The organism is Acinetobacter sp. YH01011 (genome assembly GCF_013420785.1).
GTDB lineage: Bacteria > Pseudomonadota > Gammaproteobacteria > Pseudomonadales > Moraxellaceae > Acinetobacter > Acinetobacter towneri.
Genome location: NZ_VOYG01000009.1, coordinates 14,501 through 37,433, shown reverse-complemented (window position 1 = coordinate 37,433; position 22,933 = coordinate 14,501). Strand labels below are relative to the sequence as shown.

Sequence of the window (22,933 nt, the reverse complement as noted above, 5' to 3'; positions counted from 1 at the left end):
GCATTGCTTTTATTTATTTCCAGTAAGCATAAAAAAGCACCCAATGTTGGGTGCTTTTTCGCTTATTACTAAATTGGAATATTATTCTGCTGCAGCATCTACAACGGGAATCTTGCCAATTTTAGCTTGCCAGATTTTTGGTGCAATCGCGTGGATAGATGTACCATTGACATCTACCGCAACAGATACAGGCATATCTTCAACTTTGAATTTGTAGATTGCTTCCATACCTAAGTCTTCAAAAGCAACCACTTCTGCTTCACGTACTGCTTTAGATACGAGGTAAGCCGCACCACCTACAGCCATGAGGTAAGTCGCTTTGTGATCTTTGATCGCTTCAATTGCTGCAGGACCACGATCTGCCTTACCAATCATACCGAACAAACCTGTGTGTTCTAAGACTTGGCGAGTAAATTTGTCCATACGAGTTGCAGTTGTCGGACCTGCAGGACCAACGACTTCATCACCAACAGGATCAACAGGGCCAACGTAGTAAATGAATTTGCCTTTTAAGTCGACTGGTAATTCTTCACCATTGTTGATCATGTCGACCATGCGTTTATGCGCAGCGTCACGACCTGTGTAAATTGTACCGTTTAATAACAACGTGTCGCCCGGCTGCCAAGAGTTCATTTCTTCTTGGGTAATGTTGTCTAAATCTACACGTTTAGATTTAGATGAATCCCAAGTTACTTCTGGGTAGTCCTCAAGTTTAGGCGCTTGAATATGCGCTACACCTGAACCATCTAACTGGAAGTGTGCGTGACGAGTTGCCGCACAGTTTGGAATCATACCCACTGGTTTGCCTGCAGCGTGGCAAGGGTAGTCTTTGATTTTAATATCAAGAACTGTGGTTAAACCACCTAAACCTTGTGCACCAATACCAAGTGCGTTCACTTTCTCGAAGATCTCGATACGGAGTTCTTCCATTTTGTTTTGTGGGCCACGACGTAATAATTCGTCCATGTTGATTTCTTCCATGAGTGCTTCTTTTGCAAGCATCATGGCTTTTTCGGCAGTACCACCAATACCAATACCAAGCATACCCGGTGGACACCAGCCTGCGCCCATAGTCGGAACAGTTTTAAGTACCCAATCTACAATTGAGTCAGATGGGTTCAACATCGCCAATTTAGATTTGTTTTCTGAACCGCCACCTTTGGCAGCAACTGTAATATCTACTTTGTTACCCGGAACGAGTTTGTAGTGAATTACTGCAGGGGTGTTGTCTTTGGTGTTTTTACGACCAAATGCAGGATCAGCCAATACCGATGCACGAAGTACGTTTGAGTTTTCTAGGTAACCTTGACGTACACCTTCGTTGATCGCATCGTCCAAGCTCATGGTTAAATCAAATTTAACGTCTAAACCCACTTCAAGGAATACGTTTACGATACCAGTATCTTGACAGATTGGACGATGACCTTCTGCACACATACGTGAGTTAATTAAGATCTGTGCAATCGCATCTTTCGCAGCTTTGTTTTCTTCACGATCATAAGCACGGCTCATCGCTTGGATGAAGTCTTGTGGATGATAGTAGGAAATGAACTGAAGCGCGTCTTTGATCGAAGTGATCAAGTCATCTTGCTTGATAATAGTTGTCATATCAAAAATCTCTTGAGCGGGCGGATAGCTAGCGGGCTAAATTATAAGATAAAATGCAGCGATTGTGGGCACTTTGATCAAGCTTTGGGCGAAAGTTTAATATCAGTCGTTAGCTTGAGAGAATTTGTGAAATATCCATAAAATTATGTCGTCAAAACGGGCCATGATTTTGCTGTTTTGTTGGTGCAAATTCAGCTATGTTCAAAGACTTCTTTGGAATGATGTTTGGGGTAAATATGAATGATCACACGCATTTAGCTGCTCAGATTATCCCCATTTATCAACGGCATGCAAAAGCGTGGACAGACTTGCGCGGTCAGTTGTTATATGAAAAAACTTGGCTGGATCGTTTTCTTGCTTATTTGCCTGCGCAGGCCAAAATATTAGATTTGGGCTGTGGTTCGGGGCGTCCTATTGCTGCATATCTATTACAGCATGGGCATCAACTTACAGGAGTAGATAGCGCAGACAGCATGCTGGAGATGGCACGTGAACATTTTCCTGAACAGTGCTGGATTGAAGCCGATATGCGCTCAGTGAACTTGAATCGGTGCTTTGATGGTATTTTGGCGTGGGATAGCTTTTTTCATTTAACGCCAAACGATCAGCGCTGCATGTTCGAGAAATTTGCGCAATGGTCTACCGCCAATACAGTTTTAATGTTTAGCAGTGGACCTGCTGCGGGTGAGGCGATTGGGGAAATGTTTGGTGAAGCACTTTATCACGCCAGTTTGTCGCAGGATGAATATCGGCAATTGTTAAAAGATTATGGCTTTAAAGTTGTGAAAATGCTCGCGGAAGATCAGGACTGTGCAGGGCATACGGTGTGGTTGGTGCAGAGGTTTTAAAAATAGATTGGATGGAGCTAATCAATTTTTGTAGTGATCTATGAATCTACAGTGTGGAATAAAAAAACCACCCAATTTTTCAATCAGGTGGTTTGTAAAACTTAACTTTACGAATTATTGAGCTGCTTGTTGCTCTGCCTGAATCGCAGTCAATGCAATCGTGAACACAATGTCATCTACCAATGCACCACGTGACAAGTCATTCACTGGCTTGTTCAAGCCTTGTAGCATTGGGCCAACACTCACCACGTTAGCAGAACGCTGTACTGCTTTATACGTCGTGTTACCTGTGTTCAAGTCAGGGAAAATGAACACATTGGCGCGACCTGCAACTTGAGAGTTTGGTGCTTTAGAGCGACCAACACTTTCAACCGATGCTGCATCGTACTGTAATGGGCCATCAATCAGTAAGTCAGGACGACGTTGTTTCGCAATTTCAGTCGCTTTCGCTACTTTTTCTACGTCAGCACCAGCACCCGAAGTACCAGTTGAGTAAGAAATCATGGCAATACGTGGGTCAATACCAAACGCTTTTGCAGAGTCAGCAGATTGAATCGCAATTTCAGCCAATTGTTCAGCATCTGGGTCTGGGTTAATCGCACAGTCACCGTACACATATACTTCATCTGGTAACAGCATAAAGAATACTGAAGATACCAATGAATAATCAGGTGCAGTTTTAATGAGCTGGAATGCGGGACGAACTGTATTGGCTGTAGTATGCACAGCACCAGACACCAAACCATCAACCTGATCAAGTGCTAACATCATCGTACCTAATACGACAGTGTCTTGCAGCTGTTCACGTGCTTGATCGTCAGTAAGTTTGCCTTTACGCATCGCAACCATTTTTTCGACATAGTTTTCACGAATCAAGTCAGGATCAATGATTTCTAAGTCGTGTGGAAGCTCAATACCACGTGCTTTGGCAACATCGACTACCGCTTCTGGTTTTGCCAATAATACGCAGTGGGCAATACCACGTGATTGACAAATCGCTGCAGCTTGAACGGTACGTGGCTCATCACCCTCTGGAAGCACGATACGTTTTTTCGCTGCAATAGATTTTTGCACCAATTCATGGCGGAACGCAGAAGGCGATAAACGTGGTTTATGCGTATCGCTGATTAATTGGGTTAACCATTCTGCATTGATGTGACTGGCCACAAAGCGGGTAACTTGTTCTGCACGCTCAGTATCATCTACAGGAATTTCGTTGCTCAGGTTTAATAACTGTTGTGCAGTTTCAAAGGTACTCAATTTAGTATGTAAAATTGGCAAGCCATTTTTCATTGCTGCTTGGCAGAACTCTAAAGCTTGTGCGCTTGGTGCTTGATGTTCAGTTAACACCAAACCTGCAAGTGGAATACCATTGCTGCTGGCTAAGCTACTGGCAAGCAATACATCGACACGGTCAGAACCACTGATAATCAGCTCGCCTGCAACGAATTTATGCATTTCGTGTTCAATATTCGATGCAATTAAGCTGCTGTGTAATACACGGCGCTGCGCTGCTTCACCTTGGTTAATCCATTCTGCAGAAATGTGTGCAGCCAAGTCCGACATGCGTGGCACACTTAAAGTATTGCTGAATGGCACCAAGCCAATCACTGGCATGCAATCTTTACCAATCATTGGATGTGTAGTTTGAATTTTGCTGACAAACTGGTTGGTGTCGCTAATTAAACGTAAGTTTGGATCAAGCGTAACAGGAATTTGTGCAGAATCTTCTGGTAAACCTTTGGTACGCATAAACAATACGCCCGCAGTACGCTCACAAGTTGCACCACCAAAGAAACGTAATTGATTGTCTACTTTTGACGCTGTTTTAACAGCATTGTTGATGTCGGCATTGCTGACAATAATGACTTTTGCATCAAGTGCTTTAGCCAAATTTGCATTCAATTCAGTTGCAAATGGATCACGTCCGTTTGGCAACACGCCTTCTACAATAATGATATCGTGATGTTTAGAAATTTCACGATGTAAACGAACTGCATCTTCAAGCAATTCGTCATTTTCATCATTTTTTAAACGCTCAGTCAGCGCAGTATAAGAAATCGGCTCAACTGTTTCATGCTTGAACAGGTGACGATACAACGCAGTTGTGCGGTCTGCTTCAGGTTGTAATTCTTGTGAAAAAGGCTTTAAGAAACCTGCTTTTACGCCTTGGCATTCCAAAGCGTAAATTAAACCTAAACATGCTGATGTTAAACCAACACCAATTTCTGTAGGAACCAAAAGTATTGTTTTCATAATTTTTTCTAAATCGTAAAGGGGCTGATTGAAAGTGGCTGAGCACTACGATTGCTTAAGCAATCGCAGCGTCACATTCAGACTTTTTTGCAGCTGACTTTAGCTCCTCTGCAACTTGCGCAGTTTCTTTCGCAATACGGCCTTCTTCGTCAGTTGGTACAACCCAAATTTGTGGACCGCCTGTACCTGCATCAATACGACCTTCAGTACCGCGTTTTAAGCTGTCATTGCGTTCTTTGCTGAAGTTAAAGCCAAAGTGTGGCAAGTAAGATACAGTTTTTTCACGGATGTACGCAGAGTTTTCGCCAATACCACCTGTGAAGAATAAGCCATCTAAGCGTGGTAAACCACAGCTAAGTGCAGCTAAAGATTTAGCTAAACGGTAGCAGAATACTTCAATTGCAAGCGTTGCATCTTCGTTGCCTTGTTCAGATGCTTCAATCAGGGTACGCATGTCGTTCGATAAGCCTGACAAACCAAGTAAACCACTTTGGCTGTTTAGCATTTTGTCAATTTTGTAGATATCCCAACCTAAGTTGCTTGCAAGGAAGCTGTGTAAGCTTGGGTCTACATCACCACTACGAGTACCCATCACCAAACCTTCAAGTGGGGTTAGGCCCATCGATGTGTCTACACTTTGACCATTCCAGATTGCACAAGTCGAGCTACCGTTACCCAAGTGAGCAGTTAACCAGCCACCTTGTTTGAAGCTGCCAGCCAACTCTGAACCGCGCTCTGAAACGTATGCGTGACTTGTACCGTGGAAGCCATAACGACGTACGTTGTGGTCGGTATATAAGAATTTAGGCACTGCATAACGGTAAGCGTGAGCAGGCATCGTTTGGTGGAATGCAGTATCAAATACAGCCACTTGCGGAAGTTCTGGGAACAAACGCATTGTTGCTTCAATACCCACCAAGTGTGCAGGGTTGTGTAAAGGTGCAAGCGGAGTTGCTTCACGAATACGTTGCACGATTTCTTCAGTTAATAATTCTGCTTTGGTTAAAGTACCGCCGTGTACAACGCGGTGACCAATGGCTTGTGGCTTATATTGAGATAAGCGACCAAGAATAGTTTCCAATGCTTTTTCATGGTCAGCATGTGGAATAGAAAGTTCGAGCGGCTCACCACCTGCGGTAATGCCTTTAATGCGCGCATCAGCAGAACCTAGATTTTCTGCCAAACCAAAGATACGATCTCCAACGCTTTCAGATACAAGCGCATATTTGATAGAAGAAGATCCGCAGTTAATCACTAATACTGATGTAGTCACTTTTATGTACCCGAATTCTAATTGAAGTTATCCCTAGTCAATCAAGCTGCATTGCAAGATATGGCAAACGGCAATCTATTGTGTTGCAATCTTGATCATTACGTATGTTTTATCATGGGTTTTTTATTGCTCCTAGATAGACTTTAGGAGATTAGACTTAAGCATTATCGACCATGAAATCAGAAATAATTAAAATTTATCAGCCCGAAACTTTCATTTTTTCATGAAATGATGGTCTAAAATTTCTGCTTAATTCCTGTTGTATTCTCTTAACATAGCACACTTCATTCTGCAGGCGAGTGGCAAACTGTTTTAAATTATTTCCTCAATCTTTGTCGGTTTATTTTGATTTGGCAGCGTATTTAATTTCCGACCAACGGACAATCACATAAGCAATCAGTGCCACCATAAAAAACACCAACATCATCCACGCCAAGCCTTGTAAGGTTTCAATAATGGTGCGGTAAATTTCCAATACCCAGCGTTCTTGCGTCAGTTCAATCACAATTCTTTTGTCATTTTCGGCATAGGTGAGTGGGGTAATGTATTTTTCCATATCGTAAATACGAATGCCTGAAGATGTGCCGACCACCATGCCTGCAAATTTGGTGTACTTTGCCCATGCTTCATGAATTGGGTCGTGGATGATACGCGCCAAAATTGCATTGATGGAGCTGGAAAACAGACGCATGACAATGAACGACACCAACAGTGCTAAAGCAAAGGTAGTAATAATCAAATAATAAAACATAAGCATCGCCACTCTTTTTGATGATTTTTCTAATCTTGATGGTGTTTTTATTTTAAGTGAGCGTGAGGCAGAAATGTGTAGTGGAACTGTGTCTTAAAACAATGTCTAAAAAATAGAAGGGAATAATGTTCAGCTTCCTGTGAAACTGAACATTATATTTGGATATTGCAAAATTACAGATGGATTTTATTGGCGGATTTGACCATCGCCAAACACGATCCATTTTTGTGAGGTTAAACCTTCCAAACCGACAGGGCCACGGGTATGAATTTTATCGGTAGAGATTCCAATTTCAGCACCTAAACCATATTCAAAACCATCAGCAAAGCGTGTAGAAGCGTTAATCATGACTGAACTAGAATCTACCGCAGCCAAGAATTGACGCGCCAAACTAAAGTTTTCAGTAATAATGGCATCAGTATGATGTGAACCATATTTATTGATATGTTCAATTGCCTCATCAATTCCTGAAACCACTTTAACTGCCAAAATTGGGCCTAAATATTCGGTGTACCAATCTTCTTCGGTTGCTGTTTTAACACTTGTACCCAAAATCTTTTGGGTTGCAGGACAGCCGCGTAATTCGACTTGTTTTTCTGCATATAGCTCGGCAATACGTGGCAAGAATTGTGCGGCAACAGCCTCATCGACCAACAATGTTTCCATGGCATTACAGACGCCATAACGGTGAGTTTTTGCATTCAGGGCAATAGGCAGGGCTTTTTGTAAATCGGCCTGTGCTTCTACAAATACGTGACAGTTACCATCCAAATGTTTAATCACTGGAATACGCGCTTCATTGCTGATGCGTTCAATCAGACTTTTACCGCCACGTGGCACAATTACATCTACATATTCAGACATGGTAATTAATTGCCCAACGGCAGCACGGTCTGAGGTGTTAATCACTTGCACCGATGTTTCTGGCAAGCCTGATGCTTTTAAGCCGTGTTGAATCGCGGCAGCAATCGCTTGGTTAGATTCCAGTGCTTCAGAACCACCACGTAAAATAATCGCATTGCCTGATTTTAATGCCAAAGACGCAGCTTCAAGGGTTACGTTTGGACGTGATTCGTAAATCATGCCCACCACACCTAGCGGTACACGCATTTTGCCCAATTGAATACCAGATGGACGGTAAGCCATATCGGTAATTTCACCAATTGGATCCATGAGACCAATCACATCTTTCAGACCTTGTAACATGCCTTTAAAGCGTGCGGGGTTAAGTTCTAAGCGATCAAGCAGTGCGCTATCCAAGTTGTTGTTACGACCTTTGGTCATATCAATTTGGTTGGCAGCTAAAATAGCGGACTCGCTATTTTCCAATGCCGTATAAATAGCCGATAACGCATTGTTTTTAGATTGGGTAGAAGCGCTTGCTAAGACACGAGAGGCTTGGCGTGCTTGTTGTCCTACCGTTTGCATATATTGTTCAATAGACTCTTGCATAGCGGTTTGATCACTTAGAAATTTCAACTCGATATTAACAGTCTGTGCCTGCACAATGAAGCGTCTCAGCGGAAAATCGACTAAATTGTTCAATCTTTTCATATTTTTCAATGCTTTCATCACAAAAATTAATATTTTGAAATGCTTTATGATTTAAAAGTAGATGAGCGGTCATAGAAAATGTTGCGTATAAAATCAGCACCTGTATAGAATGATGCGATAACGACATTGATGTCATTCACAACAATAAGCAGGATGCCACTTTAATTCAGATAAGTGGGTAATCGTTCAATGACGAACACTTGCACAATAAAAATAAAATGCGCATGGAGGTAAGGAATATGAATTCCATGATCCAGATGGACACGGATGTACAGGACGCAAGTTCGCATGTCTGTTTTTTTGATATTTACGATAAACACAGCTTTAAACAACCCGCTCGTACCACTTGGATCAACGGCTGGAAAGTGGAATACATGGCAATTGCTCAGCCAGAAACCGCACATTTAACTCCAATTGTGATTATTGGTGGTGCATTCCAAAACTTTAATTCATATAAATATTGTGTCGAGCAGCTTTTTCGTGCAGGGCCAATCATTTTAATTGATATGCCATCTATGGGCGCCAATCAGCAAATGACCAATGTGGAAACAGGTGAGTCGGCAGGAACGCTAGAACTGCATGATTTAGGTCAGATGTTGGGTGATTGGCTGGATATTGTCGGCTTAGATAAAGTATCCGTCATGGGCATGTCATTGGGTTCGGTGGTGGCATCGTGTCTAGCAGATCAGCGTCCTGAATTGATTGATCGCATGATTTTAATGGGGGTTATGCAAAAGACCCGTAAAAGTTGGCGCATGTTGCTTGAAGAATCACTGCATTTAATGAAAGAGCAGCGCATGGATGAATTTGGTCAGGCGGTGATTTTATACTTGGTCAATCATGCCAAAATGGAACAAACTCGCATGTCACCGACTGCAAAGCGTTTGTTTTACCGACAAATGGCCGACTTTACCGCTACAGAGCAAGATCGCTACGATGTGAACTGCAACCGTTTATTGCGGTTAACCAATGTGCCTATTCCGCAATGTAAGGTTTTGGTGGCGTGTGGGCAATATGACAGTTTTACCTTGCCGCATGAAAATGCCAATTTTGCCTTACAGTGCCCGAACATGGAATTTGCCATGATTGCCAATGCAGATCATGTGCCGCAATTACAGCGCCGTAAAGAAACCATGAATTTATTTGCGACCTTTTTAAGCGATGAATCTATTCAGGACTTAGATGGCATTATTCCAATGACACGTGCGCAACTATTGACGATGGAACGCCGTGGAGAAGCGCGTATTCGGGTGCAAAATCCGCAAAGTCATTTGCAGTATCGTCATTCTGATTTGAAAATTGCTACGCACATTGTCGATTTAAACTTCTTTGGTGTATTGCTTGATTTTGAAAATGCTGCGTTGGCGGCACAAGCAGCACAGTTTGAACGAGATATGGCCTTAGAATTACAGGATGAGGAAGGCAGTTTTAGCATTGAATGTTTAATTTTTGAAAGCCAAGGGCAGCAACTACGCGCATTATTTAAGCATGGTAGTTTTGAGGTGGCAGAGCGTTTGTTGCGTTATGTGGAACGTCAAAAAGCGGCTGCACAAAATTTGGAATATGCCCGTTAGTAGATAAAATCAGTGCTTGGTTTAAAATTATCCAAAGAAAATAGAATCAAAATAGCGTGTTAAACCACGCTATTTTTTTTGTAGGCATGAACCATCCAGACTAAATCGCCTAAATGTTCTGCGGTTGTTTTTTCTAAAGAGCTGTTGGAAAAATACAGTTGTGGTTGTTGTAGCTGCACTTGCTCAAAACCTGCATTTTGAAAAAACTGAGTTAATTCCTGCGGAGATTGAAAGTGAAAGGTGAAAGCACTGCGTGACATAAATTTCAATAATCGGCTGCAGTTCCAAATAAAATTGGCGAGCTTGTTTTTGACGGGTTCAGGGTAAATATCGGTTAAATAATGCAGTTCTGGAAAGTCTTGGGTGTAGTTACACATGCCATTTAACAGCTGTTGTAGCATGTCTTTGCTGAAGTAGTTAATTAAACCTTCACTAATAATTACTAAGGGCTGCGAGTGATCAAAATATTCAAAGGCCTGTTGAAAGGATTCACTAAAAATATCGGCGGTGAGAACTTCAGGTGCGTCGTGGTCAATTTGTCGTAACGCTTGAGTTTTAATTTGCGCCATATCAGGCAAATCCAGTTCACGGTAATTCAGTTCAGGATATTTTTGTCGAAAGTTCCAGCTGCGTGGTGACAGCCCAGATGCAATTTCGAGCACTTGTAATTGCGGATGTTGCTGAATCAGTGCGGTTAAGTGTGCATCAATCATTTGGTGACGTTGTTTGAGGGTGCTGCGCATACTGCCGCCCACATGACGTTCTGCCCAGTTTTCTAAAGGATGTACCAATTTGGCTAAAAACTTGCCTTTTCGGGTCGCAAATACAGGATGTGAAATCCCCCTTTGATACCAGATATATCCCGTATAATGTGCGGTAAAAGAAATATGCTGATGTTTGGACAATGCAGTCGTGTCTGAGCGAGTTGGCTTGGCATCCGAGTTGTGCATTTCAGTCCTTTTTTCTGTCGTGATTTTGCTGTTCAGCAATGTTTTTGTCATTTTCGTATAGACCTTAATTGTTTGTATGGTGGTCGTTGTCTTTTTAGGCATGCTTTGACACTCAAGCTGCGGTGTCAGGCATATACTCAAAATAGAATAAGTTTATCATAATCAAAAAGGAACAAGCTGTCGTGTTCCTTTGTCGTATAAATGCTGTGAAAAAGTGAAGGCGTATAGGGTCTGTTGACATTTCATAAATGGCTTGCGCTGTAGGCTAAAACTGAGCAGATCAGGCATAAAACGCAGGGAATAGTGGACCTATTTTCAAGTTCCATAACGCAATCTGAGAAAGTTTTAGCCACAGCCTTTCAGGACGAGCATATTTTTTGCTGCTATTGCGTTATGTGCCAGTCATTTAGAATGACTAAATTTCCTGTCCCATGCCTTATATCAGCTAAAAAATATGTGTCGTCGCAAACATAGACGAATTGTCAACAGACCCTAGTTAGTTTGTGGTGATCTCAAGTCGCAGCGTTTTTAGTGGTACTTGAATAATTGGTCGGGTCGTGACTAGTTTGTGCTGCCAGTAGCGTGGCACTTTGTTCTTTAAATACCAAGATACGATCACGGACGCTTCGCCATTCATCACCCAAGTCTAAAACTTCAGCAATGCTAAACTCTGCACTAAGCTCAGGGATTTTACCGCGCATGCGTTCTAAACGTGCCTGATTCGGCAAGGGTAAATCGGCAATCGCATTTAAAGCCAATCGTTGTGCAGCACGGTTGTTGCAGACCAATCCCATGTCACAGCCTGCAAGCAAAGCGGCATGAATACGTGCATCGGCATCGCCTGCTACACAAGCCGCCTGCATGCTTAAATCATCCGAAAAGAGTACACCATCATAGTCCAAGTCTTTGCGAAGCACTTGCTGTAACCAAAACTCAGAAAAACCTGCAGGGTTCGGATCGACCTGATCATAAATGACATGCGCAGGCATGAGCGCATCCAGTTGATTTTGCAGTTGGATAAAGGTTTGCATATCCTGTTGTTGAATTTCGGCAAAAGAACGTGAATCTATCGCGGCAGCAACGTGAGAGTCTGCTTTAACCGATCCATGTCCAGGAAAGTGTTTGCCTGTGGTTGCCATTCCTGCACGATGCATTCCACGTAAAAAAGCATCTGCCAAAGCAATAATATCGACAGGACGCGCAGCAAAAGCACGATCTCCAATGACATCACTGATGTCATTTAAATCTAAAACGGGTGCAAAACTAAAATCAATGCCTACGGCTAATACTTCGGTGGCCATCAACCAGCCACATTCTTCGGCTAAATCTAAGGCACGTTCAGGTTCGTTTTGGTATAACTCGCCAAATCTACCCATAGCAGGCAATAGGGTAAAACCTTGTTTTAAGCGTTGTACGCGTCCGCCTTCCTGATCGACTGCAATTAAAATATCAGGGCGTACCTGACGCATGTGGTCGGTCAAGGCGCGTACTTGCGCAGGAGATTGGATATTTCGGGCAAATAAAATGACTCCACCGACTTGCGGAGCGCTTAATAGTTCAATATCTTCTTGAGTAAGTTCTGTGCCAACGATGTCGAGCATCAATGCGCCAATCATATTGGGTGTCCGTATTCGATTTTTATCAATAAAAAAACAATACCTGAATTCTGCAATGATTTGCTACATTTTGACAGCACAGATTATGATAAAACTACACGATAGACCCAAATTAAGTTGTATAAGATTTTGAATCTGCTCAATTCATTGTGAAAAGCAGAGATTGGTCAAAAACCAAGGACGTAAATATTTTTATGAAACTTCAAACCATCGCTTGTGCGGTTGCAATAGCAACTGGCGGTTTTTTCTTTTCTCACGCCATTAACGAGGCAATTGCAGCCAATAATACCGCTGTCGTTGCTAACAGTATTGTGCCGACGCAGGAACAAGCTTTGGTTTCGCGTCAATTGGCGACCTTGGTCGATCGTCAGCATTATTTAAATCAGCGTTTAGATGCTGCGACGTCGCAGCGCATTTTTGATTTTTATATCGACAGTTTAGACCCAGACCATACTTTGTTTTTGGCTAAAGAAGTTGAGCAATACCGCAAACAATATGCAGCAACATTTGGCGCTTCATTAAAAGCAGGCAATTTGGCGGGGCCGTATCAAATTCATGCACAGTATCGTGAACGCTTAAAACAGTTTTATCATTTCATGTTGGCAGAGCTGAAAAAACCACAAAATTTAAAACAGCCAAATGTCACGATTGAAACAGATCGTGAAAAAGCACCGTTCTTTAATACTGAAGCAGAAATGCGTAAGCATTGGCAAAAAATGTTGGTGTCACAGCTCATTAACCTGACCATTAGCAAAGAAGAAGAATTGGCAAAACAAAAAGCCATTAAAGATAACCCTGAATTGACTAATGGGCAGGATTTGGCAAGTCCAGAAGATTTGACACCAGTTCAGACTTTAACCAAGCGTTATACCCGCCAGTTAGAGCGAATGGATCGTTTAAAGAGCGATGACGTGCTGGATAAAACTTTGAATGCGATGATGCTGACTTATGATCCGCACAGCAATTATTTCCCACCTGTCGATGCGATGGAGCTGAACCGTCAAACGACTTTGCAGCTTGAAGGAATTGGGGTGTCGATTCGTCCTGAACGGGGCAATGAAGACTACACTAAAATTGAAACCATTGTTGAAGGTGGCCCTGCCAGTAAAACAGGGCAGGTGAAATCGGGTGACCGCATTATTGGTGTGGCGCAAGATGGCGAAAAAATGGTGGATGTTGTGGGTTGGCCGAGTAATGAAATTGTTGGGCTGATTCGTGGTAAACGTGGCACCAAAGTCACTGTGCGTTTGTTGGGTGCGGGTGCGGCGATGAATCAGGCGCGTAATGTGACCATTGTGCGTGATGTGATTCAGGAAGAAGATGCGGGAGTTCGCTCACGAACGATTGACATCAAACGTGATGGTCAAACTTATACCTATGGTGTGATTGAAATTCCATCCTTTTATTTGAATTACCGTGCACGTCGTGCAGGCAATGAATATCGCTCGGTGTCGGAGGATACCAACAATGCCCTGAAAAGTTTGGCGGCCAAAAATGTCGCAGGGATTATTGTCGATTTACGTAACAACCCTGGCGGTTCACTAGAAGAAGTGGCACGTATGCTTGGGCAAGTAATCAAATCAGGCCCTGTAGTGCAAATTCGTGATGGCAATGGCAACGTGAGCGTATTTGAAGATGACGATGGCGGTGCACAGACTTATGCAGGCCCATTGGCAGTGATGATTAACCTTGCTTCTGCTTCGGCCAGTGAAATTTACTCTGCTGCAATTCAGGACTATCAGCGCGGGATTGTGATTGGTAGCACCACCACAGGTAAAGGTACAGCGCAGGTACAACTCGACACCTTAGCTTATGGGCAGGCGACCTTAACTCAACGTAAGTTCTACCGTATTACAGGTGGAAGTACCCAAAACAAAGGTGTGATTCCAGATATTAAACTGGTGGATATTTACAATGAGGAGTTTGGTGAGCGTAAAGCTAAAAATGCCTTGAAGTGGGATACCATTCCAACTGCGCCATTTAAGCGTGAAGGTTCAGTACAGCCGTACATCACCAAGTTGGGTCAATTGTCACAGCAACGTGTCACGCTTGATCCACAATTTCAATATTTGGAACAACGTAAGCAAATTGCCAAACAAACTGAAGATCGCAAAAGCATTGTGTTAGATATTGAACAACGCAGAGCAGAGTTGTTAGCTTTGGAGCAACAAACGCTGACTGCGGAAAACAAACGCCGTCAGGAAACAGGTTTGAAACCATTTGCTAATTGGGAAAGCTATCAGGCATCTATTGATGCTTTGGCAGAAGCGCGTGCCAAAATGAAAGCGGCACAACGCCCTGCTTTACCTGAGGAAGAAGCTTTTGTGATTGAAGCAGCGCAGGTGTTGCAAGACTATGCCATGTTACAAAAAGGTGTTTCTGAGCCGAATCAACCTTAAAACAATGTTAGAATCTTAATCAAATAGAACCAGCAGCGAAAAGTTGCTGGTTTTTTTCATCCTAAAGCGAAAAGTAAAGTGACAAGATGCATATAGCTTTGAGTCAGACAGCTATTTTTAGCAGTTTTGAATTGCCATTATTTCATGATGACATATTATATATTTGACTATTGACCAAAGCGGAATAGTATTAGACTCTTAAGTCAATGCAGTCTTTGCTAGATCAATCCGTCGTTCAGGTTGCTTTTTAGTTATTATTTATAAGAGAGTGTGAGATTGAGTAGCCGAAAAACAATAAAATATGACAGAGATGGATACATCTAATGATGCATGTACATTATGATCTGAGCTTGGTAATTGGCTCGGTAGCAATCTCAGTATTGGCCTGCTATTTTGCAGTGTCTGTTGGGCAAATGCTTTTTCAAAATGTACAACAACAACTAAAAAAAATTGCATTAATCATGAGTGGTTTGCTGCTGGGTGCGGCAGTGTGGAGTATGCATTTTGTGGGCATGTTGGCCTGCCAGTTACCTGCACCGTATCAATTTGATCTTAGCTTTACGACCCTATCTTTTGTTATTGCATTTATCGCCTCTACGTTTGCGGTTTGGCTGACCACGCAATCGACCTTGCCTGTGGCGCGTTTGATCCTGAGCGGCATTTTAATGGGGTTGGGTATTTCAGGCATGCACTATACGGGCATGATGGGAATTCAGGTAGAAGGCTACCGTAGTTATTATGATCCTACCATTGTTTTGCTGTCTGTATTAGTGGCCATTGGCGGAGCAATACTTACCTTTTGGTTTATGTTTCATTCCAAGTGCAGAATGGGGCGTCAGGCACAATATAAAATTTTCATTGCGGTGCTCATGAGTCTGAGCATTGTTGCCATGCACTATATAGGCATGGAAGCACTGCATTTTTACTCTACAGCAGATTTGCCTCAATCAGGGCACTTCCAGATCGGGCAAGGGCCAGCTCTGTTGGTGGTTATTTTAGTGACCAGTCTGATTTTTGCTGCTGCGGTGGGCGTATCTCTGCTGGAGCTGCGCTTAGAAGAAAAAAGCAGACAATTGTCTTTAGCCAACCGTGAATTGGCCAATCAGGCAGTCAAAGATAACCTGACCAAATTGCCCAACCGTTTATATTTAGCTGAATATGCACAATTGCTTTTTTCTGAGCATCGGCAAAAAAACACTAAAATTGCATTTTTGTATATCGACTTAGACCGCTTTAAAGCGGTGAATGACGTATTTGGGCATCATGTTGGCGATCAATTGCTGATTCAGTTGTCTAAACGTGTGCAATCCCACTTGGGCGAAAATACCCAGTTATTAAGAATTGGTGGCGATGAATTTCTTTTGGTGATTGAACATACCGACATTGCAGAAGCCACTGTCATTTCTGAAAAAATATTAGAACTGATTCAGCAAAGTTTCTTAATTGCAGGCAAGGTCATTAATATTTCAGGCAGTATTGGCATTGCGATGTATCCAGAGCATGGCACCAATTTGCAAGATATTTTAATGAATGCTGATGCGGCGATGCTGACCTCTAAATATCAGGGGCGTAACACCAGTTCGGTATTTAATTATGATCTGGAGTTACTTGAGGCCAAAAGCCAAAGTAAGTTGATTAATGATTTATATAAAGCGGTTGAACAACAACAATTTGCGTTGTTCTATCAGCCAAAGTTTAAAGCCGCTGACCATAAAATTTGTGGCGTAGAAGCTTTAATTCGTTGGTATCACCCCGTACATGGTTTACTTACCCCAAATATGTTTATTAAAGGGGCTGAAAAGACGGGGTTGATTATTCAAATTGGCTATTGGACGCTAGAAGAAGCCTTTAAACAAATTCAAATTTGGGAAAGATCGGGTGCACCGTTATTTCCTGTGGCTGTGAATTTATCGGCAGTGCAGTTTGAACATAAACACTTATTTTCGACGTTAGAAAACTTGTTTAAACGCTATGAGATTCAACCCCATCACCTGATGATTGAAGTGACTGAAAGTACAGCAATGCATCATATTGAATCGAGTATTCGTAGTTTTGAGCGTTTGCGTCAAATGGGGATTCAATTGGCGATTGATGATTTTGGTACAGGACATTCGAGTTTCTTGTATTTGAAAAAATTGCCAGTCGATGAGTTGAAAATTGACCGTGCTTTTATTTTAGATTTGTGTTTGGACAGCAAAGAAGAATTAATTTTAGAAAGTATTATTCAGTTAGCCATTAAACTGGGTTTAACTGTGACCGCTGAAGGGGTGGAAACGCCATTGCAAGCTGAGATTTTAACCCGTTTAGGCTGTCAGCAATTACAGGGCTACTTATTAGGCTTACCAATGGATGTTGAGCGTTTAGAAGAGCTGTTTAAACATTCGGCTTAAGCTAGCGATCATGCTACCGCTCAAGATAGCGTACAAGTGAGCGACCAAGTCCAGCGTTTAATTTCAGTGATGAAACAAGATGAATATAGTTTGGCTGAGTTGATGCAGTTGTTAGGTTTAACTCATAGCGCAACATTCCAAAAGAACGATATGAATCCTGCCATAGAAGTAGGTTTGATTGAACGTACGATTCCAGAAAAACCGAAAAGCCAAAAGCAAAAGTATAGATTGAAAAAATAACTATATTCTCAGTTGTGGATAAATTAGAACATATCAACAATCAATAAAATTTGATTCAAATCTGCTACAATTACGCCAATTTTTCATATTGATCATTTTGATCTTATACACTGCGGTTCTGCAGTAGGTGTCTTGCATGAGTTTTAAAGATGAGTTAGCGGCGCAGGTCGCACAGCGACGTACTTTCGCGATTATTTCCCACCCCGATGCTGGTAAAACCACCATGACAGAAAAACTGCTGTTATGGGGACAAGCCATTCAAGTTGCAGGGATGGTAAAAAGCCGTAAGTCAGATCGTGGCGCAACATCTGACTGGATGGAAATGGAAAAAGAACGTGGTATTTCCATTACAACTTCGGTGATGCAATTCCCGTATAAAGACAAAATGATTAACCTGCTCGATACCCCAGGGCACGAAGATTTCTCTGAAGATACTTACCGCACTCTAACTGCGGTGGACTCTGCACTGATGGTGATTGATGGTGCGAAAGGTGTCGAAGACCGTACCATTAAATTAATGGATGTGTGTCGTATGCGTGACACACCCATCATTTCATTCGTCAACAAAATGGACCGCGAAATTCGTGAACCATTAGAGTTGTTGGATGAAATTGAAAATGTCCTCAAAATTAAGTGTGTGCCAATCACTTGGCCAATGGGTACAGGGCGTGATTTCGCAGGGGTGTTTAACCTCATCGAAGAAAAGTTTTATGTGTACAAATCAGGTTTTGGTTCAACCATTCCTGAAATTGAAGTACGTGATGGCTATAACCATGCAGACCTACGTGAAAAAGTAGGTGAATTGGCATGGGCGGCATTTGAAGAATCACTTGAATTGGTACAAATGGCGAATGAGCCTTTAGACCGTGAAGAGTTTTTAGCGGGTCGTCAAACACCAGTGCTATTTGGTACTGCTTTGGGTAACTTCGGTGTAGATCATGTATTGAATGCATTCAGTGAATATGCGCCGCCGCCAAAAGCACATCCAACGCAAGACCGTATTGTAGAAGCCAATGAAGAAGGCTTTAGTGGTTTTGTTTTTAAAATTCAGGCCAATATGGATCCGAAGCACCGTGACCGTATTGCTTTCATGCGAATCTGTTCAGGCAAGTATGAAAAAGGCTTAAAAATGAAGCATGTACGTATTGATAAAGATGTACGTATCAGCGATGCCTTGACCTTCTTGGCAGGTGACCGTCAGCACCTCGAAGAAGCTTGGCCGGGCGACATTATTGGTCTACATAACCACGGGACGATTCAAATTGGCGATACCTTCACTTCGGGTGAAAAGTTGCAATTTACAGGGATTCCGCACTTCGCACCTGAAATGTTCCGTCGTGTACGCTTGAAAGACCCATTGAAGTCCAAACAGCTGCAAAAAGGCCTTAAAGAGCTTTCAGAAGAAGGTGCAACGCAAGTCTTTATGCCACAAAACAGCAATGATTTAATCGTAGGTGCTGTTGGTGTGCTACAGTTTGAAGTCGTCGCCTATCGCCTGAAAGAAGAATACAAAGTCGATTGTATTTACGAGCCTGTCAGCATCAACACGGTACGCTGGGTGTCTTGTGCCGATGAGAAAAAGTTTAACGAATTTAAGAAAAAAGCCCACGATCAGTTGTCTGTCGATGGTGGTGGTCACTTAACTTATCTCGCGCCAAGTCGTGTGAATTTACAGTTAATGCAAGAGCGTTACCCTGACATTGAGTTTAGAAATACACGCGAGCACTAAGCCTCAGGTTGATGATGCTTAATCTGGCAGATGCAATCAGCGTAGCGCAGATGAATGTTCGGCATGCCTAAAAGTTTCAAAATTAAAACAGCTTCTTTAGGAAGCTGTTTTATTATGGGGGCGGTAAAAGATTAAAGATTATTTTTGATAAATGAATTGGGGAAATCATGCAGCAAAAATCGGTTTATCTGGGTGCAATTTTGAGCGGGATGGTTTTGCTTAGCGCCTGTGACTCATCTAAACAAGATCAAAACTCAGATGAGCAAACGTCTATTTTTCAGAAAGATCAAGCGGATGTTTTACCGTATTTGAATATCAAGCAACAGGCGGCAGAAATTGCCTTGCCATTTTGTGAAAATAAAAACTGCATTGAATTAGAAGTACAAACTTTAAATACCCAAGATACATGGCTCAACAGTTGGATTGCAAAAAATCAGGCCATGGTGATTCAAGATCAAATTGGCTTAAAACAAAACATGAGTTTGCAGCAAGCCGTAGATGCCTATGTGAAAAAATCCGATGCTTGGCAGGCACAATTAGATCAAAATAAAGCTTATGAATTGGCGATGTACACCCGTATGGCATATCAACGCAATCAATATGTTTTGTTGCAAGTCGGGGTAGATAGCAAACAGGAAGGCACGCAGGTCAAAGAACGCTATTATTTCTTTGTGGCAGATCGGAAGCAGCAAAAAGCCTTGTCTGTTTTAGATGTGATTGATGCCAAACAACAAACCCGTATGAATACTTTTGTACAGCAGGCCTATCAGGATTGGCTCAAAACACAAAGCAGTGACGTGCAAAAAGCAGCACCTGCCAAATTATACTGGGGGCAGGCAGATTGGTTTTTTGATGATCAGGGCTTAGGATTGCATTATCGCACCCATGAAATTGTCAAAGATGGCACGCAGTTAGATATTTACCTAAGCAAAGCACAAACACAACAAGTTTTAAAAGCAGACATCTATCCATCTATGTTTTAGTAGGTGAGTACGGTGACAAGCAAAAATAGATGAAATCAAGGTTGGATCCATGTTGAAAAATAAAAGTATTTTGGCGATCAGTATTTTAATTACAACGCTAGGGATTACTGCATGTCAGCCAAAGAAAACCGAACCAGAAACAGTCGAGCCAGAGCAGACGCAGGCGGAACAACAAAGCTTAAAACTGGTCGGGGATACTGAAAAACTGAATTTGTCGTTGCCTAAATGTGAAGGGAATAACTGCCCTGAAATTTCAATTGAGCGTTTGAATAGTAATCAGGCCTTTATCGACCATTTTATTGATCAGAAAATTATTCAAGAATTGGCACAAATTTTAGAAATTGCACCACAGCAGGCGGCTTCTGAGGCTATAGCAGTTGAGAATGCAGCCAGTGAAAATACAGCAGCCAGTGCTGCAGATGCACCTGCCAGCAACCCCACTGCAGCAGCCATTGCACAAGTGGAAACTTTGGCGCAAAAATTAGAAAAACAAACTGTGCCTTATGTGCAAAGCTTTTTGGTACTTGATCAGGAACTGAAAGCTTTAAGCTCAAATCATAAAATCAGTTTGATGATTAAGCCTAAAATTTTGAATGCAGATCAGCCTTTGGCAACCGTGGTACTGAATAGCAGTAGTTATTTGGGCGGAGCGCATGGTGCATCGGCACAGCAATACTATAATTTTGATTTAGAACAGAAAAAATTAGTATTGTTAAATGACATTCTGTTAGAGAAGCAGCGTCCACAATTGGAGCGCAAAGCCTACGAAGCATTTAAACAATGGGTCATCACATCTGAACTTTCCACCAATGTGCAAGAATATGAACAAGCGTGGAAATTTAAGCTGTCGGAAAATTACTATTTAGGTCAACAGGGTTTAATTCTGCAATACGCAGAATATGAAATAGGCCCTTATGTCGTTGGTTTACCGCGTTTAACCATTCCGTATGCAGAACTGCAGGGGATTTTAAAAGCTGCGTATTTGCCTGTAACAGAAGCAGCCTCTGAAGCAACCGCAAAATCTGCCGAAGCCAGTGCAGTAAACACAACCAAAGCGAAATCTTAATATGAGCATTGCGCTGTTTGATACGCATACCCATTTTGATGTACCTGATTTTGACTCAGATCGGGAGCAATTGGCGTATGCGGCCAAGGCAGCAGGCGTAGAACATTTGGTACTGATTGGCTTTGTACAATCACGTTTTCAAGATTTAATCTCTACACAACAGTTTTTAAACCAACTTGAGCATGTGCCACAAAGTCATCTTGCACCAGGCTTGCATCCTTTTTATATCGAACAACATCAAGACCAACATTTACAAGATTTAGAACATTTTTTGCAACAACAGCATTGTGTCGCGGTGGGTGAAATTGGCTTAGACACTTTTTTGGTTGAACATAAACAGCCTGAAGCGTTTCAAAAGCAGCAAGATTTTTTTGCCGCGCAATTGGAAATCGCTCGTCAGCAACATAAACCTGTACTGCTACATATTCGTAAGGCTCATGCCGAAACCTTAAAAATACTCAAACAGCAACAATTTCAGTTTGGTGGCATTGCACATGCTTTTAGCGGTGGGGTAGAAGAAGCCAAAGCACTGATCAAATTGGGCTTTAAAATTGGTGTGACAGGGCAGATTACCAATCCCAATGCAAAAAAACTGCGCCGTGTTGTGCAAGAAATTGGTGCTGAACATTTGGTTTTGGAAACCGACTGCCCCGATATGACGCCTTTATGTTGTCAGACAGATACTCAATCACGAACCCGAAATACCCCTGCGAACCTGATTTATGTGCTTGAAGGTTTAGCGGATTGTTTAGATATTGCACCGCAAACTTTAGCCGCACAGCTTTGGCAGAATAGTGTTCAAGTATTAGACCTGCCTAAACTTTAGATGAAACAACACGAAGTCTGCGAAACGCAGTAAAATGCCCACACTTTGAAATTAAATTTGATTGCAGCATGACAGATCTTCTTCAAGATGATGAATATGAACGCCGTTTTGCAGGTGTGGCCAAAATTTATGGCGACAGTGCTTTTCAGCATTATGCCCAAAGTCATGTCATGGTGATAGGAATTGGCGGTGTCGGCTCTTGGGCGGTTGAGGCGTTGGCACGTACGGGTATCGGCGAGCTGACATTGGTGGATATGGATGTGGTCGCAGCATCTAACATTAACCGTCAATTGCCTGCCATGAGCTCAACCTTGGGGCATGAAAAAATTAATGTCATGGCAGAGCGTTGCCGTTCTATTAATCCACGTATCAAAATTAATTTGGTCGATGATTACCTCAGTCCAGATAACGTCAAAGCGTTATTGGCGACTGCACCTGATTTGATTTTAGATTGCATTGATGACGTAAAAGCTAAACTAGCGTTGATGCTGCATTGTCGTTTTAACAAGATTCCACTGATTGTTTCGGGTGGTGCAGGTGGCAAACTTGATCCGTTGAAAATTCGAGTGGCAGATTTATCTAAAACCGAACAAGACCCAATGTTGGCCAAATTGCGCGCCCAATTACGCAGCAAAGGTATTTGTAAAAAGCCAAAAGAAAAGTTTGGGATTACCTGTGTGTATTCCATCGACAATCCATTTTCTAGTGCCGATGTATGCCCAAGCGCAGGCTTGCGCTGTGGCGGCTATGGTTCGGCGGTGGTGGTCACGTCCAGTTTTGCGATGGTAGCTGTGGCAGAAGTGTTGAAAAAGTTAGATGCCTTACAGGCTAAAAATACATAAATCAAAGCCATGCGAGGCATGGCTTATA

16 protein-coding genes and 1 pseudogene are annotated in these 22,933 nt (G+C 42.3%); 10 read left to right on the top strand and 7 right to left on the bottom strand.

Annotated features, from left to right (window positions below; translation table 11 throughout):
• Positions 1-81: 81 nt before the first annotated feature.
• Positions 82-1,608 carry a fumarate hydratase gene (locus FTT78_RS07555; protein ID WP_004974861.1) on the bottom strand — a complete coding sequence of 509 codons (1,527 nt, stop codon included), beginning with the start codon at positions 1,606-1,608 and terminating at the stop codon, positions 82-84.
• A 236-nt stretch (positions 1,609-1,844) separates the two neighbouring features.
• On the opposite strand from FTT78_RS07555, the gene FTT78_RS07550 reads away from it, so the two are divergent.
• On the top strand, positions 1,845-2,456 hold the full coding sequence (locus FTT78_RS07550; protein WP_026438429.1) for a class I SAM-dependent methyltransferase: 612 nt from the start codon (positions 1,845-1,847) through the stop codon (positions 2,454-2,456).
• A gap of 114 nt (positions 2,457-2,570) precedes the next feature.
• Here FTT78_RS07550 and pta read toward each other — a convergent pair whose 3' ends face one another.
• The 4 genes from pta to FTT78_RS07530 form a co-directional block, all read right to left on the bottom strand.
• Entirely contained in the window at positions 2,571-4,712 is a 2,142-nt protein-coding gene (gene pta, locus FTT78_RS07545; protein ID WP_004974865.1) for a phosphate acetyltransferase, read from the bottom strand.
• Positions 4,713-4,767: 55 nt separating this feature from the next.
• The gene (locus FTT78_RS07540; protein ID WP_096901391.1) at positions 4,768-5,985 is read right to left on the bottom strand and encodes an acetate/propionate family kinase; all 1,218 of its coding nucleotides are present in this window, start codon (positions 5,983-5,985) and stop codon (positions 4,768-4,770) included.
• Positions 5,986-6,325: 340 nt separating this feature from the next.
• A complete protein-coding gene (locus tag FTT78_RS07535) occupies positions 6,326-6,736 on the bottom strand; it encodes a hypothetical protein (RefSeq protein ID WP_180044002.1) in 411 nt (136 codons plus the stop codon).
• Between the two features lie 186 nt (positions 6,737-6,922).
• Positions 6,923-8,188: a glutamate-5-semialdehyde dehydrogenase gene (locus tag FTT78_RS07530; protein ID WP_096901406.1), complete on the bottom strand. Its 1,266-nt coding sequence runs from the start codon at positions 8,186-8,188 to the stop codon at positions 6,923-6,925.
• A 341-nt stretch (positions 8,189-8,529) separates the two neighbouring features.
• Here FTT78_RS07530 and FTT78_RS07525 point away from each other — a divergent pair, with 341 nt between their 5' ends.
• The gene (locus tag FTT78_RS07525; protein ID WP_004974874.1) at positions 8,530-9,864 is read left to right on the top strand and encodes an alpha/beta fold hydrolase; all 1,335 of its coding nucleotides are present in this window, start codon (positions 8,530-8,532) and stop codon (positions 9,862-9,864) included.
• Between the two features lie 59 nt (positions 9,865-9,923).
• Here FTT78_RS07525 and FTT78_RS07520 read toward each other — a convergent pair whose 3' ends face one another.
• Complete coding sequence (locus tag FTT78_RS07520) at positions 9,924-10,814, bottom strand: class I SAM-dependent methyltransferase (RefSeq protein WP_096901407.1); 891 nt, start codon at positions 10,812-10,814, stop codon at positions 9,924-9,926.
• A 512-nt stretch (positions 10,815-11,326) separates the two neighbouring features.
• Positions 11,327-12,430, bottom strand: a complete 1,104-nt coding sequence (nagZ, locus tag FTT78_RS07515) for a beta-N-acetylhexosaminidase (protein ID WP_180044000.1) — start codon at positions 12,428-12,430, stop codon at positions 11,327-11,329.
• Positions 12,431-12,624: 194 nt separating this feature from the next.
• Here nagZ and FTT78_RS07510 point away from each other — a divergent pair, with 194 nt between their 5' ends.
• The 8 genes and pseudogenes from FTT78_RS07510 to FTT78_RS07475 all read left to right on the top strand — a co-directional run bounded on the left by FTT78_RS07510 (position 12,625) and on the right by FTT78_RS07475 (position 22,905).
• Entirely contained in the window at positions 12,625-14,829 is a 2,205-nt protein-coding gene (locus tag FTT78_RS07510) for a carboxy terminal-processing peptidase (RefSeq protein WP_096901393.1), read from the top strand.
• A 323-nt stretch (positions 14,830-15,152) separates the two neighbouring features.
• Positions 15,153-17,219 carry a bifunctional diguanylate cyclase/phosphodiesterase gene (locus tag FTT78_RS07505; protein ID WP_096901394.1) on the top strand — a complete coding sequence of 689 codons (2,067 nt, stop codon included), beginning with the start codon at positions 15,153-15,155 and terminating at the stop codon, positions 17,217-17,219.
• Between the two features lie 3 nt (positions 17,220-17,222).
• Positions 17,223-17,459: pseudogene (locus tag FTT78_RS07500) on the top strand (Fic family protein); the annotation flags it as partial.
• 136 nt (positions 17,460-17,595) lie between these two features.
• Positions 17,596-19,188, top strand: a complete 1,593-nt coding sequence (locus FTT78_RS07495; protein WP_004974887.1) for a peptide chain release factor 3 — start codon at positions 17,596-17,598, stop codon at positions 19,186-19,188.
• 167 nt (positions 19,189-19,355) lie between these two features.
• Positions 19,356-20,171 carry a hypothetical protein gene (locus tag FTT78_RS07490; RefSeq protein WP_096901395.1) on the top strand — a complete coding sequence of 272 codons (816 nt, stop codon included), beginning with the start codon at positions 19,356-19,358 and terminating at the stop codon, positions 20,169-20,171.
• 49 nt (positions 20,172-20,220) lie between these two features.
• Positions 20,221-21,237, top strand: coding sequence for an RsiV family protein (locus FTT78_RS07485; protein ID WP_180043998.1), 1,017 nt, complete (start codon positions 20,221-20,223; stop codon positions 21,235-21,237).
• A gap of 1 nt (position 21,238) precedes the next feature.
• Positions 21,239-22,063: a TatD family hydrolase gene (locus tag FTT78_RS07480; protein WP_167846304.1), complete on the top strand. Its 825-nt coding sequence runs from the start codon at positions 21,239-21,241 to the stop codon at positions 22,061-22,063.
• 68 nt (positions 22,064-22,131) lie between these two features.
• Complete coding sequence (locus tag FTT78_RS07475) at positions 22,132-22,905, top strand: ThiF family adenylyltransferase (RefSeq protein WP_096901398.1); 774 nt, start codon at positions 22,132-22,134, stop codon at positions 22,903-22,905.
• The last annotated feature ends 28 nt before the right edge of the window (positions 22,906-22,933 follow it).

Excerpts from the sequence above, each read along its gene's own strand:
- FTT78_RS07550 (WP_026438429.1), top strand. The coding sequence starts at position 1,845 with ATGAATGATCACACGCATTTAGCTGCTCAGATTATCCCCATTTATCAA.
- FTT78_RS07480 (WP_167846304.1), top strand. The coding sequence starts at position 21,239 with ATGAGCATTGCGCTGTTTGATACGCATACCCATTTTGATGTACCTGAT.
- FTT78_RS07520 (WP_096901407.1), bottom strand. The coding sequence starts at position 10,814 with ATGCACAACTCGGATGCCAAGCCAACTCGCTCAGACACGACTGCATTG.
- FTT78_RS07490 (WP_096901395.1), top strand. The coding sequence starts at position 19,356 with ATGCAGCAAAAATCGGTTTATCTGGGTGCAATTTTGAGCGGGATGGTT.
- FTT78_RS07555 (WP_004974861.1), bottom strand. The coding sequence starts at position 1,608 with ATGACAACTATTATCAAGCAAGATGACTTGATCACTTCGATCAAAGAC.
- nagZ (WP_180044000.1), bottom strand. The coding sequence starts at position 12,430 with ATGATTGGCGCATTGATGCTCGACATCGTTGGCACAGAACTTACTCAA.
- FTT78_RS07495 (WP_004974887.1), top strand. The coding sequence starts at position 17,596 with ATGAGTTTTAAAGATGAGTTAGCGGCGCAGGTCGCACAGCGACGTACT.
- FTT78_RS07535 (WP_180044002.1), bottom strand. The coding sequence starts at position 6,736 with ATGTTTTATTATTTGATTATTACTACCTTTGCTTTAGCACTGTTGGTG.
- pta (WP_004974865.1), bottom strand. The coding sequence starts at position 4,712 with ATGAAAACAATACTTTTGGTTCCTACAGAAATTGGTGTTGGTTTAACA.
- FTT78_RS07505 (WP_096901394.1), top strand. The coding sequence starts at position 15,153 with ATGATGCATGTACATTATGATCTGAGCTTGGTAATTGGCTCGGTAGCA.
- FTT78_RS07485 (WP_180043998.1), top strand. The coding sequence starts at position 20,221 with ATGTTGAAAAATAAAAGTATTTTGGCGATCAGTATTTTAATTACAACG.
- FTT78_RS07530 (WP_096901406.1), bottom strand. The coding sequence starts at position 8,188 with ATGCAAGAGTCTATTGAACAATATATGCAAACGGTAGGACAACAAGCA.
- FTT78_RS07510 (WP_096901393.1), top strand. The coding sequence starts at position 12,625 with ATGAAACTTCAAACCATCGCTTGTGCGGTTGCAATAGCAACTGGCGGT.
- FTT78_RS07525 (WP_004974874.1), top strand. The coding sequence starts at position 8,530 with ATGAATTCCATGATCCAGATGGACACGGATGTACAGGACGCAAGTTCG.
- FTT78_RS07475 (WP_096901398.1), top strand. The coding sequence starts at position 22,132 with ATGACAGATCTTCTTCAAGATGATGAATATGAACGCCGTTTTGCAGGT.